This is a genomic window from Pseudomonas sp. TE12508 (assembly GCF_056279485.1).
This window is the reverse complement of record NZ_JBWCCN010000011.1, coordinates 105,669-121,851: the sequence shown is the minus strand read 5'-3', so window position 1 is coordinate 121,851 and position 16,183 is coordinate 105,669. Positions and strand designations below refer to the sequence as shown.

Below are 16,183 nucleotides of genomic sequence, written 5' to 3'. Positions count from 1 at the left end.
AAGGAAGCCGTATCGATGAATGTGCTGGAGTTATTGAACCAATGGCCGTGGGGTTCGGTGGATTGGCTGGTGATCGGGTTGGGCGTTGCCTTGGCCTACATAGTGTTCGGCATCGCTGGTTTTGGTACCGCCTTGGTGGCGGGGCCGATTCTGATCCTGTTCATGCCACTGTCGAAAATCGTGCCGCTGTTGGTGCTGCTAGATTTCGTCGCGGCGTTCGGCAATCTGCTGCCCTCGCGACGGGATGTGGCGAGGCCAGAATTGCTTCGACTGCTGCCGTGCATGGCGGTGGGCTGCACGTTGGGGGTGATCTTTCTGCTGAACCTGAAATCCGATGTTTTGCTGCTGTTGATGGGGCTGTTTATCAGCGCCTATGCGGTTTACAGCCTGTGGATTAAAACCCGCCCCACGCAACTGTCCGCCGGGTGGGCGGTGCCGATGGGCACCGTGGGCGGGATGTTCGGGGCGCTGTTTGGCAGTGGCGGCTTTTTATATGCGATCTATTTGAACAGTCGGCTGCCCAAGGACGCGGCCCGGGCGACCCAGAGTGCCCTGATCAGTTGCAGCACTGTGGTGCGTTTGAGCCTGTTTGCCATCGCCGGTGTGTATGCCGAGCTACCCTTGTTGGTGTTGGCGCTGTGTTTGTTGCCGGCGATGGCGTTGGGGTTGTGGATCGGTCGGCGGTTGACCATGAAATTGTCCCGCGAGGCATTCGTGCGGCTGGTGACCTGGCTGGTGCTGGCCAGCGGGATTGCCTTGATCGGGCGCTATTTGAGTACTTGACCGGATTTCGTCAGGGATTAAGCTGCCGGCCGCAAATCCTGTGGGAGCGAGCCTGCTCGCGATGGCGGTGGGTCAGGCAACAACAATGTTGGCTGCAATGGCCTCATCGCGAGCAGGCTCGCTCCCAAAAGGGTGGATCATTCAGCATTTGTAGGCTTGCACCATGAATTCCCAAAGCATCATCGTCCCGAAAATCTCCACCCTGCCGGTACACGAACCCCGGGCCAGGGCGGTCGTGCGTTGGCTGGTGCGCAAGAACATCATCAAAGAAGAATTGACCACCTGTGGCCGCACCGGCAATCGCATGGCCCACGCCATCGCCGACGGAGCCCGCGCCGTGGTCCTGCACCCTGACGCGCTGCCGTTCGGCGAGCCGGTCAATGGCCTGGAAATCATCACCAAGCGTTGCATCTACACACCGGCCAAAGGGTTTCTCGAAGAAGCCGGCTGCGCCGAGTGCCGCAAGGAGATCGGCGAAGCGCTGTTCGAAAGCCTGGAAGAGTGGATGCCGGGGCGCACCGATAACTTCACGTGCCCTGAGTGCGGGCATGAAGACGACATCAACGGGTTTCTGTTCTTGCAGGAATGCGGCTTTTCCAACCTGGGTTTCATCTTCAACAACTGGCTCGAGGCCGGGTTCAAGCAGAGCTTCATCGACGAATTTGCCGATTGGCTGGATCAACCCGTGAGCTGGGTCAAAGTCGAACTCTGAACGCGGGCGCCTTTGTAGGAGCTGCCGAAGGCTGCGATCTTTTGATCTTGTTTTTGAATATCAAAGTCAAAAGATCGCAGCCTTCGGCAGGTCCTACAGAGGCTTTGTTTCTCCGTATGTCAGTAATGCCAATAATAGACAGAGTTTTACATTGAACCCGAGGGGGTGTCTGACTATAATGGCGCGCTTCCATTTTCCCGCTCGGGAGCCCCCGCGATGCTGCGTATCAGCCAAGAAGCTCTGACCTTCGACGACATTCTTTTAGTGCCCGGTTATTCCGAGGTTCTTCCTAACGAAGTCAGTCTCAAGACCCGCCTTACCCGTGGCATCGAGCTGAATATTCCACTGGTTTCTGCTGCCATGGACACCGTTACTGAAGCCCGCTTGGCAATTGCCATGGCTCAGGAAGGTGGCATCGGCATCATCCACAAGAACATGACCATCGAGCAGCAAGCTGCCGAAGTGCGTAAGGTCAAGCGGTACGAGGCCGGCGTGGTCAAGGACCCGATCACCATCGAGGCTGACGCCACGGTTCGTGAACTGTTCGAACTCACCCGCCTGCACAACATCTCCGGCGTACCGGTACTGCACGATGGCGACCTGGTCGGCATCGTCACTTCCCGTGACGTGCGTTTCGAAAACCGTCTGGATGTCAGTGTCCGTGAAGTGATGACGCCTAAAGAGCGTCTGGTCACGGTCAAGGAAGGCGCCGACAAGAACGACGTCCGTGAGTTGTTGCACAAGCACCGCATCGAACGCGTACTGATCGTCGACGACAAATTCGCCCTTAAAGGCATGATGACCGTCAACGACATCGAAAAAGCCAAGGCTTACCCGCTGGCAAGCAAGGACGATCAAGGTCGTCTGCGCGTTGGCGCTGCAGTCGGTACCGGTAAAGACACTGGTGACCGCGTAGCTGCCCTGGTTCACGCTGGCGTTGACGTGGTAGTGGTCGACACTGCTCACGGTCACTCCAAGGGCGTGATCGACCGCGTTCGCTGGGTCAAGCAGAACTTCCCTGAAGTGCAGGTCATCGGCGGCAACATCGCCACCGGCGCTGCCGCCAAGGCCCTGGCCGAAGCCGGCGCTGACGCAGTCAAGGTCGGTATCGGTCCTGGCTCGATTTGCACCACCCGTATCGTCGCCGGTGTCGGCGTCCCGCAAATCAGTGCCATCGCCAACGTCGCCGCTGCCCTCGAAGGCACTGGTGTTCCGTTGATCGCCGACGGCGGCATCCGGTTCTCCGGTGACCTGTCCAAGGCCATCGTTGCCGGTGCTTCCTGCGTGATGATGGGCTCGATGTTCGCCGGTACTGAAGAAGCGCCAGGCGAGATCGAACTGTTCCAGGGCCGTTCGTACAAGGCTTACCGCGGCATGGGTTCGCTGGGCGCCATGTCCCAGGCTCAAGGTTCCTCCGACCGTTACTTCCAGGACTCCTCGGCAGGTGCCGAGAAACTGGTTCCGGAAGGCATCGAAGGGCGTGTTCCGTATAAGGGCACCCTGAGCGCCATCATCCATCAACTGATGGGCGGCCTGCGTTCTTCCATGGGCTACACCGGTAGCGCCGATATCGAAGAAATGCGCACCAAGCCTGAATTCGTGCGGATCACCGGCGCTGGCATGGCCGAGTCCCACGTTCACGACGTGCAAATCACCAAAGAAGCGCCAAACTACCGCGTAGGTTGAGGCTTCAAGCAAATCGTTAAGCAACCGGGGCTGTTCTATTCAGCCCCGAGTTGTTTCTGAATCACGACTGTTTCTGAATTATCTAGACGAGACTGAATCATGGCCCTCGACATTCACGCCCACCGCATCCTGATCCTCGACTTCGGTTCCCAGTACACCCAGCTGATCGCCCGCCGCGTGCGTGAAATCGGCGTGTACTGCGAACTGCATCCGTTCGACATGGACGACGAAGCGATTCGCGAATTCGCTCCAAAAGGCGTCATTCTCGCCGGCGGCCCCGAATCCGTGCACGTAGCCGACAGCCCGCGCTGCCCGCAAGCGGTGTTTGACCTGGGCGTACCGGTCTTCGGTATCTGCTACGGCATGCAAACCATGGCTGAACAGCTGGGTGGCAAGGTCGAAGGTTCCGAGCTGCGTGAGTTTGGTTATGCCCGCGTTGACGTGGTCGGCAAGAGCCGTCTGCTCGATGGCATCGAAGACCATATCGACGCCGATGGCCTGTTCGGCCTCGACGTGTGGATGAGCCACGGTGACAAGGTCACCAAGATGCCGGAAGACTTCCACATCCTGGCCAGCACCCCAAGCTGCCCGATTGCCGGCATGTTCAACGATGCGCGCGGCTACTACGGCGTGCAGTTCCACCCGGAAGTGACCCACACCAAGCAGGGCGGTCGCATCCTCTCGCGCTTCATCCTCGACATCTGCGGCTGCGAAGCCCTGTGGACACCTTCGAAGATTGCTGAAGACGCCATCGCCCAGGTCCGCGCCCAGGTTGGCACCGACAACGTGTTGCTCGGCCTGTCCGGCGGCGTTGACTCCTCGGTGGTTGCCGCGCTGCTGCACAAGGCTATCGGCGACCAGTTGACCTGCGTCTTCGTCGACAACGGCCTGCTGCGCCTGCACGAAGGCGAGCAAGTGATGGCCATGTTCGCCGAGAACATGGGCGTCAAGGTGATTCGCGCCAACGCCGAGGACCAGTTCCTCGACAATCTGGCAGGCGAAAGCGACCCAGAGAAGAAGCGCAAGATCATCGGCCGTACCTTCATCGACGTGTTTGATGCCCAGTCCAACAAACTGGACAACATCAAGTACCTGGCCCAAGGCACCATTTACCCGGACGTCATCGAGTCGGCTGGCGCCAAAAGCGGCAAGGCCCACGTGATCAAGTCGCACCACAACGTGGGCGGCCTGCCGGAAGAAATGAACCTCAAGCTGGTTGAACCCCTGCGCGAACTGTTCAAGGACGAAGTCCGTCGTCTGGGTCTGGAGCTCGGCCTGCCGTACGACATGGTCTACCGTCACCCGTTCCCGGGCCCGGGCCTGGGCGTGCGGATCCTCGGTGAAGTGAAGAAGGAATACGCCGACCTGCTGCGTCGCGCCGACCACATCTTCATCGAAGAACTGCGCAAAGCCGACTGGTACCACAAGGTCAGTCAGGCATTCGTGGTGTTCCAGCCGGTGAAATCGGTTGGCGTTGTCGGCGATGGCCGTCGTTACGCCTGGGTCGTTGCCCTGCGTGCCGTGGAAACCATCGACTTCATGACCGCGCGTTGGGCACACCTGCCTTACGAACTGCTGGAAACTGTCAGCGGCCGGATCATCAATGAAATCGAAGGCATCTCCCGCGTCACCTACGACGTGTCGAGCAAGCCGCCGGCGACGATTGAGTGGGAGTGATGCCCCCGGCCTCAGGGCCGATCGGCTGAAACAAAAAACGCCTGGTGCTTATGTACCAGGCGTTTTTTTTGAGTTTTTCATAGTGCTCTGGAGCGAACAGCCACTCAGTCATGCTGACTGGAATTTTTGTTTTTGGTTGGAAAGCACCGAAGCAAGAGCCGTTGTTCTCAATAGATCGCAAAGGCTGGCGTAGGTATTAGAGAAACTGTGATCGAATCAAATCCGTATCGAACGGCGTTATCCCTTGATCTGGCGCAAACACCGCCTGTGCCTGCTGCAGCGAAGCCACTTGTTCCCCCCGTGCTCGAACATGTAAGTCGAACAGAGTTTCCAAATCTGGCCTTGGTGTATGCACCAGAGCCCGCAGCATCAACGATACCCCACTGAGGTTGTTCCCGACGTTGTTCCACCGCGGAGATGAAGTGAGCCCCAGATCGGCCCAAATCATGCGTCGTTCCTGCAAGTCCATCACGAATGGCAGACAGATCCCTGTGTCGGATGCGATATCGATACGGTCGAACACGGATCGCGGCTCGAATACTTCACCCGACGCCGCGTCGGCGCGGGCCATCCAGCCAGCGAAGCATTCTGGAAGATCGCAGTACGGCTGCTCGGTGAATGAGTTGATAGACGTGACGACATAGCGGATACCCTTCTCGACGAGGACATCAAGGTCGAGGTCGATGAACTCCGAAGCCCCGTCGGGCGCGTCGACGATGTCGCCGCTGTGGTAGCCGCCGAAACCCTTCAAGTTGTAGTACGCGACCGTTTGTGTGAACACGAAGTTGGCGTCGAAAAATGCGGCGGACAAGTCGATGTCCGTGCGCCCGGTGCCATTCTTCCACCACAGGAACAGGCGAATGAAACGTGTATCAGGCATAGGCAACCGACTGCCTCGCACCAGCGTACGTAGCGACTTCGATGAGGCACGCTGCGCCAGCGGCACCTTGTATTCGCGTAATGCTGGATCGATGAAACAGCGGCCTAGTGGCGGCAGCGATGCAAAACGCATTACAAGCGCGCTTTCGCAGATTCGGGCTGCGCGAGCCAACACTTCGGGTGTGAGAGGTTCGCGGCGATCCTTGATGCCATAGACCTTGGCGAATGCACCTTTCGGTGTGAAGGCCCGCAGGGGCAGGGGGCGCGGAGCGCGTACCTGGGCCAGCAACTGCAGCAGGACAGGTGAGGACACTTGTGTCGCAACAGCCTCGAACGCGTCGAGAACCGACTCTGGTTCCGTCGCGCGCCGCAGGGTCACGTCCAGCCGTCGTGCGAACTCACCGGGACGGCTCTGTAGTATGGGCATAAGCGTGGCGATGTCGCGCTGGGCAAGCAGTGTTTCGACACGTGAACCAAATGTGGCTGGCGCCTCGTTGCGACGCGCTGCCGTGATGGCCGCTAGCGCTCGTGGGTACTTGTCGGCGTAGTCGCCCGGATGCAGTACTTCAGCCAGACGCTTCCAGCGCTCGGCATGGCGCATCACGTCTTCTACAGCGTTGGGTATGTGGTCGAGCAGGCGTAACAGCAGGCGGCGGACCGAGCGCTTCATCGCTGTGAAACGTGTCGAAGCTGTCGTCAGTGACACGTCTCCTCCATTCAGCGCAACCGCGAGTCGTAGCACATCAGTCGCCGTTTCGACGTTGCGCTCCAGGAATGCGTCCACCCGTGCATCGCCAGCTACATGCAGGATAAGTGCGCCGCCAACCTGTGCACGGATCTCCCGGAAAGGGATAGCCTCGGGCAGCAGACGGAACACATCGCTTTTGTACTCTCGGACAAACCAGACGACATCAGCAGTTTCCTCTTCGGAAAGTGAGGTGCGCGATGAAACCAGCGGCTCGAGCAGTGACTCGAACTCAGGGATGCTTCCCGGTTCAATAACCCAGGGTATGAAGTTGCCTTCAAGCAGTGGAGGTCGGGATTCTTCAGTCGGTGGTAAACGCCGAAGCGTGAGGTAATGCATGACGGCGTTAAGGTACAACTCCGCCTCTGTGGCCGTCAGAACCTGCTCTGGAAAGTCAGGATAAAACGGCCGGTGGTGCACATGAGCGCCACTCCTCCGCCGAAGGACTCCGACAATGTCGTGCAGCCAGTGCTTGAGTTCTGTCGCTGACAACATGCCGATTTGCTCAATCAGAGTTTCTGATAGTACGCATCGGAACGCCGCGACTTCCCGGACAGCCGACGCGACCTGAGCACGCGTGGCACCGCCAGTGCCCATCGGGACGTGAACTTTGCTACGGCGACGCAGGAACAGCTCCTGATTCATCCTTGATTTTCTCCCTTGGCCGCCGTCGTGAACGAGCTGCAGCATCGTGTCTACTGCCGATATAAAAACGCCTGCAAGAAGCAGGCGCGGTGTGGAGAGCGAAACCCCTAGGTCATAGGAGGTTTAGAAGGAAGGTGTTCCATAGCCACGCAGGCATTCTACGTAAGGCATTCGCTTTTTGTCAGGTTGTTGTTTCTCTCAACGGTAACAAGCTGCTTCACGAGAGGAATGGGGGGGATGAACGACAAGTCGCTTGTCTATCGTCCAGTTATCGACATACATAGTTTCAGCTTTGGCTGCGGTACCGATCGATGTTCCGGACCCGATAGCATATCGTCGGATTGCACCGCCGCATTACCTATCAAATGTTGTCCCGACTGCTGCCGGATCTGCGATGGAGAGAAGCGTCGACCGCATCCAGGCGGGAGCTTGGACCGCGGTAGATGCGAGCGTCTTTTTATCGTTGGGGGAAAGATGAGGTGCCGCGATCTGTGCAAGCTCGGCCGCGCGCGCCGGCCCAATATGACGAAGCGCCTGGACGACGGCCCCGGCCAAGCTGCCCGGAGCAATCAAATGCTTATCCGCCCACGTGGTCGTTGCCACCGTGCGCGGCGATGAACATGGCGACGGCCGACCGGCAATAGGATTCGATTTCGTTGTCGTCCTCTGCTCTCGCCTCATCGAAGCGCGCGATAATCAGGAGATCGGATCCTTTGAAAAGCGCGGCAAACAAGCGGGCGGACTGGAGAGGATCGGGCACGTTCAGAACCGCCTTCGCGTGCAACTGACGCAACAGGGCCTCGATTTGGGCGATGACATAGGCGGGGCCGGCTTCGTATTGGCGCTTGCTTAACGACTTTTGATTCGTCTTGTCGGCCATGATCATGGCTTCGACACTCCGCACGTCCGGGCTCAACAGCGTGCGAAGCAGGGTTGATCCCACCGCCATTAGCTGATCTTCGGCCGAACCGCCGACGCCTTCAAAAAGGGCTTGTGGTGCAAACTGCTGGCAGTGGGCCGCGATGGCTGCGCTGAACAGCGCCTCCTTGTTCTCGAAGTGCCGATAGATGCTTAGCTTGGATATCTTCGCCCGCTGGGCGACCTTATCCATGGTCGTCGCTTGAAAACCCAATTCCACAAAAAGTTCGCACGCGGCGTCGGCTATCGTTTGGCCAAGCGCCTCGTTGGCGGGCCGGCCGCGCCGGCTCTGGCTGTTTTCGCTCATAAAAAATTCCAGTACTTGACAGTATTCTAATTCTTGAATTAGGGTACTCCAAAGTATCTTAAGTGTGCAAGCTGATCTCCCTTCATCCACAGCGCGGAGCCCATCACCATGAATGACGTCATCATCATCGGCGGCAGTTTTGCCGGTCTTGCCGCCGCCTTGCAGCTCGGCCGTGCCCGGCGCAAGGTCACCGTTCTCGACACCGGCCTGCCGCGCAATCGCTTCGCCGACCACTCGCATGGCCTGCTCGGCCACGACCACAAGCCACCGCTGGAGATCCTGGCCGAGGCGCGGCAGCAGCTGGCGCGCTATCCCACGATCAGGCTGGTCACTGCCCGGGCCGAGAGTATCTCCGGCGCCATCGACGATTTCTCCGTCCTCACTGGCGATGGCGAAAGCCTCAGGGCGCGCCGCCTGATCCTGAGCTATGGCGTCGCCGACCAGATGCCTGAACTTCCCGGCTTTGCCGAAGGCTGGGGCACCTCCATCGTGCCTTGCCCCTATTGCGACGGCTTTGAAGTTGCTGGCCGGCATTGGGGCCTCGTCTGGTCCGGCCCGCCGTCGCACAACTACGTCAGGCTGTACCACGATTGGACCGACACGTTGACGGTCTTCGCCAATGGTCACGACATTCCACCCGACATCCGGGCCGATCTGGCTCGCCGCGGCATCCCTGTCGTCGATGGCCGGATCACCGAAATCGACCATGACGAGAGCCATAACGCCACCGTCAGGCTCGACGCCGCCCCCCCTGTCGCGGTCGACATCCTGTTCGCGCATCCGCGCAACAAGCCGTCCGCACGCCTGCATGAATCGCTGGGCCTCGCCACGGTCGATACGCCCCTGGGCATCGCCCTCAAGGTCGACGAGCGCCGCGAAACCAGCATGCCCGGCATCTACGCCGCGGGCGACCTAGCAAACCCCCTCATGGCCTCGGTCACCCTGGCAACATCGCACGGCGCGACGGCGGGTATCTCCGCCCAGCAGTCGATGCTGGTTTGAGAGCACAGATTCCCTTCTCCGGTTGCGTCGTCGCTTTCGAAGAGGTTGGCGTAGATCGGCGCGGTGAAGGACGGATCGTCGAGTTTGACGCAATGGTAGGAGCGGTTGTCCTTCGAGGTCCGGCGCCAGGCGGCACCGATCTCGGTCTGGTGCCTTATCGCTGCTGGAGGCGGGTTTAGAACGAATCAAAACGAGGAGATGTCATGACAGAGCAAAATGCCTATCAGGTCGCCGACTGGAATGGCCAAAGCGGAGAGTACTGGGTCGCCAACCAGGCCCGGCTCGACGCCATGTTTGCGGTGTTCGGCCAGGCCGCGATCGAAGCCGCCGCGCCCACGACGGGTGAGCGCGTGCTGGACGTCGGCTGCGGCGCGGGCGCGTCGAGTCTGGCTCTGGCCGCCCGCGTCGGCGCGGGGGGCCAAGTGTTGGGCGTGGACATATCCGAACCGCTGATCGGCCGAGCGCGCGCGCTTGCGCCACAGGATACGCCAGCCCTGTTCCGGGTGGCCGACGCCAGCAGCGCCGAGCTGCCCGAGGGCGCGTTCGACATCCTGTTCTCGCGTTTCGGAGTGATGTTCTTCGATGATCCGACAGGGGCGTTCGCCCATATGCGACGCGCGCTCCGGCCGGGCGGGCGGGTCGCTTTCGTCTGCTGGCGCGGTGTGGCCGAGAACGATTGGGTGCGCCTGCCGATGGGCGCGATCAAGGGCATCGTCCCGCCGACCGCACCGCCCGATCCCGAAGCGCCCGGCCCATTCTCGTTCGGCGACCGGGGGCGGGTGACGCGCATCCTGAGGGCGGCCGGCTTTACCGATATCGCTATCGCGCCCTTCGATGTTTCCGTCCCGTTCGGCGAGGGCGGGACGCGGGACGCGGCGATCGACGACGCGGTGAAGATGGCGTTCGAGGGCGGCCCGCTGTCGCGTGTGCTCGCTGATCAGCCCGACGACATCCGCGCCCGTGCCTGGGCTGCGGTTCGTGCCGCCTTCGCGGGCCTCCCCGGCGAGCGGTCGGTGATGATCGACGGCGCGGCGTGGATCGTCATGGCACGCAATCCGGCAAGCTGACAGGGATTAACAGGGGAGATGCCCCCGCTCGGAAGCTTGTCACGCCGACGGACATGAAGGACAAGTCGACCTTCCGCTATTTCCATTTTGTGGCCACTGCCCGCGTCGATCATGCAACGTCGAAGGACAAGGAGATTGCCCAAATGTTTTGCGTCAGCTCGATGCATTACCTCCTTGCGCGGATACGGCATTGCACGCCTACTGCAAAGGGCACAATGGCAGGCAGGAGCAGGCGGGAAATTTCGAGCGATCTCGACTGTAACTGATCGTCCCTAACACCTGAAGGCCCCGTGAACGCGAGTTCACGGGGCCTTTTGCGTTTCAGCGCCGCGCCACATCCGAAAAGTAGAACTTATCCAGGGTATGCCGCGACTCGGTGTACTCGAACTGCCGGCCATCCTGCAAAAACGTCTGGTTACTGACCACAATCACATGGCTCTGGCCGTCGAGATCCAGGTGTTGCTGGTCGTCCTTGCTGCGGGGCACCGCTTCGATGGTGCGCTGGGCGTAGGCGATTTGCAGCTGCAGGGTCTGTTCGATAAAGGCGTAGATCGATTGCTCGGCGATGTCGCGGGACAAGCCGGGAATCACGTCGCTGACGAAATGGTTGATGTCGAGGATCACCCGTTTGCCATCAATCCGCCGCACGCGTTTGATCCGCGTGATCAGGCTGCCCTCTTCGGCCTTGATGTGTTCGAGCAGTGGGCCTTCGAGGGGGATTTGTGTGAACTCGACCACCTCGGTGCTGACGTCATTGCCCAGTCGTGGGTAAGTTTCCTGAAAGCTGACAATGCCGCCGAGTTGAAACTCGATCGGGTTGGTCGACAGCACAAAGGTGCCTTTGCCGTGGATTTTCTGGGCAAAGCCGCGCTCCTGCAATTGCTCGATGGCCTTGCGCACGGTGCCGCGGCTGGCCTGATAGCTGTCCATCAGTTCGGTTTCGGAGGGCAATCGGGCGCCGCGTTCCAGACGTTCGGTCGTGATGCTGGCAAGCAGATCGCTGTAGATCTGGTTGTATTTACTCATGGGGATGGCTCTGTGCCGCGCTGTGCTCAAGGTTTTGAACCTTAAGGGCAGGGTAGGGGTTTGTCCATGCGGGTTTAGGTTTCTTTGACTTTTGAGGTAGGAAATATCGCCGCTTGTCGGGTTCAGGATAAACAAAACCAAACTCGTCTGTACGAGTTGTTGCAATAACTCGTACAGACGAGTACTTTTCGCTTCGGCGTGCTGCCAATAACAAAAAACTACAGCGGAAGAACAAGCATGAGCCACGACTATCCGAACATCGCCTCTGAGCTGCTGCACAGCCTCGGCGGCAGCGATAACCTCGAGCAGGCCGCGCATTGCGTCACACGGCTGCGCCTGGCCCTCAAGGACCCGAGCCTGGTCAATAGCGCCACGCTGAACCAGATCGATCTGGTCAAAGGTTCGTTCTTTACCGGTGGCCTGTTCCAGGTGGTCATCGGCCCCGGCGAAGTGGAAAAGGTCTACGCCGAACTGCGCCGGCAAACCGGTCTCGCCGCCTCGACCATCGCCGACGTCAAACAGAAAAGCGCCGACAAGATCCACCCGATGCAGCGGTTGGTGCGGGTGTTTTCCGACGTATTCATGCCGATCCTTCCGGCGCTGATCATTGCCGGCCTGCTGATGGGCATCAACAACCTGATCGGCGCCAAGGGCATGTTCATCGAGGGTAAGACTCTGCTGGACGCCTATCCCAAGCTCGACGGGCTCTGGAGCCTGATCAACCTGATGGCCAACACCTCGTTCGTGTTTCTCCCGGCGTTGGTGGGCTGGTCGGCGGCCAAGCGCTTTGGCGGTAGCGAAATCCTTGGCATCGTGCTCGGCCTGATGCTGGTGCACCCGGATCTGCTCAATGCCTGGAACTACGGCAAAGCGGTGGCTGGGCTTGAGGGGCAGAGCCTGCCGTACTTCGACATCCTCGGTATGTTTCAGATCGAGAAGGTCGGTTATCAGGGGCAAATCCTGCCGATCCTGATGGCGGCCTATGTGATGAGCGTCATCGAAAAGTGGCTGCGGGCGCGAGTGCCTAATGCGGTGCAATTGCTGGTAGTGCCGATCACCACCATCGTCGTCACCGGTGTGCTGGCGCTGGCAGTGATTGGTCCGGTGACCCGCCATCTGGGGATTCTCATCACCGAAGGCGTGGTGACCCTGTTCGACCTGGCGCCCATGGTCGGCGGCGCTATTTTCGGCCTGCTCTACGCACCGCTGGTAATCACCGGCATGCACCACATGTTTCTCGCGGTCGACTTGCAACTGATCTCCACCCAGGGCGGCACCTTCATCTGGCCGATGATCGTCATGTCCAACCTCGCCCAAGGCAGCGCGGCACTGGCGGTGTTCTATATGACCCGCAGTGTGCGGGACAAAAGCATGGCCTCGACTTCAGCGATTTCCGCTTACTTCGGCATCACTGAACCGGCGATGTTCGGGGTCAACCTGCGCTACAAATTTCCGTTCTATGCAGCCCTGATCGGCTCGGCGCTGGGCAGCATTTTCCTGTCGCTGAACAAGGTCCAGGCCTCGGCGATCGGCGTTGGCGGCTTGCCCGGTTTCATCTCGATCATCCCCCAGTTCATTCCGATGTTCGTGGTCGGGATGGTGATTGCCATGGTCGTGCCGTTTGTTCTGACCTGCGGCTTGAGCATGAGGATTGTCCGGCCGGGGTATCGGGTCGCCTGACAGATCGCATTCGCCCGTAGGGGCCAGTACATATTTAAGAGGGAATCCCGCCATGCAAGACTGGCAACGTTCGGTGATCTACCAGATCTACCCGAAGAGTTTTCACAGCCACGCCGGCAACCCCACGGGGGATTTGCTCGGCGTCGTGGCCAAGCTCGACTACCTGCACTGGCTGGGTGTCGACTGCCTGTGGATCACGCCGTTCCTGCGTTCGCCCCAGCGCGACAACGGTTACGACATCAGCGATTACTACGCCATCGACCCCAGCTACGGGACCATGGCTGACTGCGAGTTGCTGATCGCCGAGGCGGGCAAGCGCGGGATCAAATTGATGCTCGACATCGTGGTCAATCACACCTCGATTGAGCACACCTGGTTTCAGCAGGCCCGCAGCAGCCTCGATAACCCTTACCGCGATTTCTACATCTGGCGCGACCAGCCGAACAATTGGGAATCCAAGTTCGGCGGTTCGGCCTGGGAATACGAGGCCCAGACCGGTCAGTATTACCTGCACCTGTTCGACCACACGCAGGCCGACCTGAACTGGGACAACCCCCAAGTGCGTGCCGAAGTGTTCAAGATGATGCGTTTCTGGCGCGACAAAGGCGTGGGCGGTTTCCGTCTGGACGTGATCAACCTGATTTCCAAACCGGCGGATTTCCCCGAGGACAACAGCGACGGTCGGCGCTTCTACACCGACGGCCCGAACGTCCACGAATACCTGCAGCAGATGCACCGTGAAGTGTTCGAAGGCCATGACCTGATCAACGTTGGCGAGATGTCGTCCACCAGCCTGGAACACTGCATTCGCTATTCGCGGCCGGAGTCGAAAGAGCTCTCGATGACCTTCAACTTTCATCACCTGAAAGTTGATTACCCGAACCTGCAAAAGTGGGTTCGCGCCGATTTCGACTTCCTCGCACTCAAGCGCATCCTCTCCGACTGGCAGACCGGCATGCAGGCTGGCGGCGGCTGGAACGCGCTGTTCTGGTGTAACCACGACCAGCCGCGTGTGGTCTCGCGTTTTGGTCACGACGGCGAACATCGGGTGGTGTCGGCGAAGATGCTCGGCACGGCGCTGCATTTCCTGCAGGGCACGCCGTTCGTGTATCAAGGCGAAGAACTGGGCATGACCAATCCGGGGTTCGATCACATCGATCAGTACCGCGACGTCGAAACCCTGAACATCTTCCGGCTCAAGCGCGAAGCCGGTAGCAGCGACGCCGACAACATGGCGGCGATCATGCAGAAGTCCCGGGACAACGGTCGCACGCCGATGCACTGGAACGCCGAGTCGAACGCTGGCTTCAGCGCGGTCGAACCCTGGATCGGCGTGCCGGCCAACGCGGCGCAGATCAACGTCGCTCACCAACTCGACGACCCGGATTCGGTGCTGCATCACTATCGACAGTTGATTGCGCTGCGCCGCAGTGAAACGTTGATGTCCGACGGCGTGTACCGGCAGTTAATGCCTGAGCACACACAAGTCTGGGCGTACGTGCGTGAAGGCCATGGCGAGCGTTTGCTGGTGCTGAACAACTTCTACGGCACGCCGTGCGAAATCGAGCTGCCGCCAGAAGTGATCAACGAATCGATGGTGCAATCTCTGGTCATCAGCAACTACCCGGACTGCCCGCCGCGCAATCGGCAGGTGTTTCTACGGCCCTATGAGTCGTTCGTTCTGCGCCTGACTGACCACTAAAAAACACTAATTCAAAAAACACGCAGAACGCTGCGCGGGGGAGTTTTGCGCGCCGATTTTGCTGCATCACACAATAAAAATAATGAGGTGGTTCTTGAAAACAACAATAAATCGCAGCCTTGTAGCGGCGGGCGTGTACCTGGCGTTACCGTTATCGGCCCATGCGCTGGAGTTCGCCGGCTATGTGCGTAGCGGTGTCGGTACCTCGGTCAACAGCAGTTCGCAGTCATGCTTTCAATTGCCGGGCGCGCAGTCGAAATATCGCCTCGGCAACGAATGCGAACAGTATGCAGAGCTGGAGTTGCGTCAGGACTTGTTCACCCTCGACGACGGCTCGGTGTTCAGTATCGACGGCATGGCCTCGCTGTATAACCAGTACGACCGCAGCCTGACGTTCAACGGCGACAACGGCTCGGTGCGCATGCCGCAGTTGTATGCGCAATGGTCGAACATGCCCAGCCTCAACGGTGGTTCACTGTGGGCCGGTCGGCGTTACTACAAACGGAACGATATCCATATTTCCGACTTCTACTACTGGAACCAGAGCGCCACCGGTGGCGGTATCGAAGATGTGCTGATCGGTGATCTGAAGTACAGCTACGCCTTCTCGCGCAAGGACAACCTGTACCAGAAAGACTACATCAACCGTCACGATTTCAACGTCGCCGGCTTCAACACCAACCCTGGCGGTGAGCTGGAGTTCGGCTTGAGCTACATCGACAAACCCGACAGCCGCGACGCTCACCACGGTTGGGCGATTACCACCCAGCATGTGCAGAAAGACTTTCTGGGTGGCAAGAATAAACTGGCCTTTCAGTACGGCGAAGGCCCCGGCACCGGGTTGGGCTATACCGGTAACGTGAGGCTGGACGACAGCAGTAAAAGCTATCGCGTGGTGGAGTTCTTCGACTGGCAAGTGACGCCGCGTTTCGGCGGGCAAGTTGAAGCGGTCTACCAGAAAGACATTCGCCCGGACGGCGCCGACCAGAACTGGATTTCCCTCGGGATTCGCCCGGCCTATGCGATCACCGAGCAGTTCAAACTGGTGACCGAGTTGGGCCACGATCAGGTTGAAGCCACGGGCGGGACGCGCAAGCTGAGCAAGTTCACCTTCGCCCCGACGTGGTCGCCCAAGGGCCCGGAATTCTGGGCGCGCCCCGAGGTGCGTCTGTATTACACCTATGCCAGCTGGAACGAGGCGGCCAAACGGGCGGCCAATGAACTGGCGGCGGGTTCGGCGTTGTCCGACACCGGCGCCTTCGGCACGGCGCGACACGGTTCGAACGTCGGATTGCAGGTCGAGTATTGGTGGAAATAAACGCCGCATGACCCCGTAGGAGCTGCCGAAGGCTGC

General features: G+C 59.6%; 13 protein-coding genes. 9 read left to right on the top strand and 4 right to left on the bottom strand.

Annotated elements, in window-relative coordinates:
* Positions 1-15: 15 nt before the first annotated feature.
* The 4 genes from ACZ9IM_RS16630 to guaA all read left to right on the top strand — a co-directional run bounded on the left by ACZ9IM_RS16630 (position 16) and on the right by guaA (position 4,858).
* A complete protein-coding gene (locus tag ACZ9IM_RS16630) occupies positions 16-783 on the top strand; it encodes a sulfite exporter TauE/SafE family protein (protein ID WP_427623012.1) in 768 nt (255 codons plus the stop codon).
* Between the two features lie 163 nt (positions 784-946).
* Positions 947-1,495, top strand: coding sequence for a sugar ABC transporter ATPase (locus tag ACZ9IM_RS16625; RefSeq protein WP_123358101.1), 549 nt, complete (start codon positions 947-949; stop codon positions 1,493-1,495).
* A 216-nt stretch (positions 1,496-1,711) separates the two neighbouring features.
* A complete protein-coding gene (guaB, locus tag ACZ9IM_RS16620) occupies positions 1,712-3,181 on the top strand; it encodes an IMP dehydrogenase (RefSeq protein ID WP_007903618.1) in 1,470 nt (489 codons plus the stop codon).
* A gap of 99 nt (positions 3,182-3,280) precedes the next feature.
* Positions 3,281-4,858: a glutamine-hydrolyzing GMP synthase gene (guaA, locus tag ACZ9IM_RS16615; RefSeq protein WP_007903619.1), complete on the top strand. Its 1,578-nt coding sequence runs from the start codon at positions 3,281-3,283 to the stop codon at positions 4,856-4,858.
* Positions 4,859-5,054: 196 nt separating this feature from the next.
* Here guaA and ACZ9IM_RS16610 read toward each other — a convergent pair whose 3' ends face one another.
* Together ACZ9IM_RS16610 and ACZ9IM_RS16605 are read right to left on the bottom strand one after the other, a co-directional pair.
* A complete protein-coding gene (locus ACZ9IM_RS16610) occupies positions 5,055-7,127 on the bottom strand; it encodes a TerD family protein (protein WP_476224492.1) in 2,073 nt (690 codons plus the stop codon).
* A gap of 577 nt (positions 7,128-7,704) precedes the next feature.
* A complete protein-coding gene (locus ACZ9IM_RS16605; RefSeq protein ID WP_476224491.1) occupies positions 7,705-8,352 on the bottom strand; it encodes a TetR/AcrR family transcriptional regulator in 648 nt (215 codons plus the stop codon).
* A gap of 108 nt (positions 8,353-8,460) precedes the next feature.
* Between ACZ9IM_RS16605 and ACZ9IM_RS16600 the strand changes: the two genes are divergently transcribed.
* Positions 8,461-9,354 carry an NAD(P)/FAD-dependent oxidoreductase gene (locus ACZ9IM_RS16600; RefSeq protein ID WP_476224490.1) on the top strand — a complete coding sequence of 298 codons (894 nt, stop codon included), beginning with the start codon at positions 8,461-8,463 and terminating at the stop codon, positions 9,352-9,354.
* Here ACZ9IM_RS16600 and ACZ9IM_RS16595 read toward each other — a convergent pair.
* Positions 9,249-9,494: a DUF736 family protein gene (locus ACZ9IM_RS16595; RefSeq protein WP_476224522.1), complete on the bottom strand. Its 246-nt coding sequence runs from the start codon at positions 9,492-9,494 to the stop codon at positions 9,249-9,251. The two genes, ACZ9IM_RS16600 and ACZ9IM_RS16595, sit on opposite strands and share 106 nt — an antisense overlap.
* Before the next feature lie 63 nt (positions 9,495-9,557).
* Between ACZ9IM_RS16595 and ACZ9IM_RS16590 the strand changes: the two genes are divergently transcribed.
* The gene (locus ACZ9IM_RS16590; protein ID WP_476224489.1) at positions 9,558-10,421 is read left to right on the top strand and encodes a class I SAM-dependent methyltransferase; all 864 of its coding nucleotides are present in this window, start codon (positions 9,558-9,560) and stop codon (positions 10,419-10,421) included.
* A 321-nt stretch (positions 10,422-10,742) separates the two neighbouring features.
* On the opposite strand, the gene treR is transcribed toward ACZ9IM_RS16590, so the two are convergent.
* Entirely contained in the window at positions 10,743-11,447 is a 705-nt protein-coding gene (gene treR, locus ACZ9IM_RS16585) for a trehalose operon repressor (protein ID WP_476224488.1), read from the bottom strand.
* Between the two features lie 237 nt (positions 11,448-11,684).
* On the opposite strand from treR, the gene treP reads away from it, so the two are divergent.
* The 3 genes from treP (at position 11,685) to ACZ9IM_RS16570 (ending at position 16,147) form a co-directional block, all read left to right on the top strand.
* A complete protein-coding gene (gene treP / locus ACZ9IM_RS16580) occupies positions 11,685-13,127 on the top strand; it encodes a PTS system trehalose-specific EIIBC component (RefSeq protein ID WP_192345556.1) in 1,443 nt (480 codons plus the stop codon).
* A 52-nt stretch (positions 13,128-13,179) separates the two neighbouring features.
* Positions 13,180-14,829 (top strand): alpha,alpha-phosphotrehalase, encoded by a 1,650-nt coding sequence (treC, locus tag ACZ9IM_RS16575; RefSeq protein WP_427623010.1) that lies wholly within the window; start codon positions 13,180-13,182, stop codon positions 14,827-14,829.
* A gap of 94 nt (positions 14,830-14,923) precedes the next feature.
* Positions 14,924-16,147, top strand: coding sequence for a carbohydrate porin (locus ACZ9IM_RS16570; RefSeq protein WP_476224487.1), 1,224 nt, complete (start codon positions 14,924-14,926; stop codon positions 16,145-16,147).
* The last annotated feature ends 36 nt before the right edge of the window (positions 16,148-16,183 follow it).

Coding starts and splice junctions, on each gene's coding strand:
- ACZ9IM_RS16630 (WP_427623012.1), top strand. CDS start 16: ATGAATGTGCTGGAGTTATTGAACCAATGGCCGTGGGGTTCGGTGGAT.
- ACZ9IM_RS16625 (WP_123358101.1), top strand. CDS start 947: ATGAATTCCCAAAGCATCATCGTCCCGAAAATCTCCACCCTGCCGGTA.
- guaB (WP_007903618.1), top strand. CDS start 1,712: ATGCTGCGTATCAGCCAAGAAGCTCTGACCTTCGACGACATTCTTTTA.
- guaA (WP_007903619.1), top strand. CDS start 3,281: ATGGCCCTCGACATTCACGCCCACCGCATCCTGATCCTCGACTTCGGT.
- ACZ9IM_RS16610 (WP_476224492.1), bottom strand. CDS start 7,127: ATGAATCAGGAGCTGTTCCTGCGTCGCCGTAGCAAAGTTCACGTCCCG.
- ACZ9IM_RS16605 (WP_476224491.1), bottom strand. CDS start 8,352: ATGAGCGAAAACAGCCAGAGCCGGCGCGGCCGGCCCGCCAACGAGGCG.
- ACZ9IM_RS16600 (WP_476224490.1), top strand. CDS start 8,461: ATGAATGACGTCATCATCATCGGCGGCAGTTTTGCCGGTCTTGCCGCC.
- ACZ9IM_RS16590 (WP_476224489.1), top strand. CDS start 9,558: ATGACAGAGCAAAATGCCTATCAGGTCGCCGACTGGAATGGCCAAAGC.
- treR (WP_476224488.1), bottom strand. CDS start 11,447: ATGAGTAAATACAACCAGATCTACAGCGATCTGCTTGCCAGCATCACG.
- treP (WP_192345556.1), top strand. CDS start 11,685: ATGAGCCACGACTATCCGAACATCGCCTCTGAGCTGCTGCACAGCCTC.
- treC (WP_427623010.1), top strand. CDS start 13,180: ATGCAAGACTGGCAACGTTCGGTGATCTACCAGATCTACCCGAAGAGT.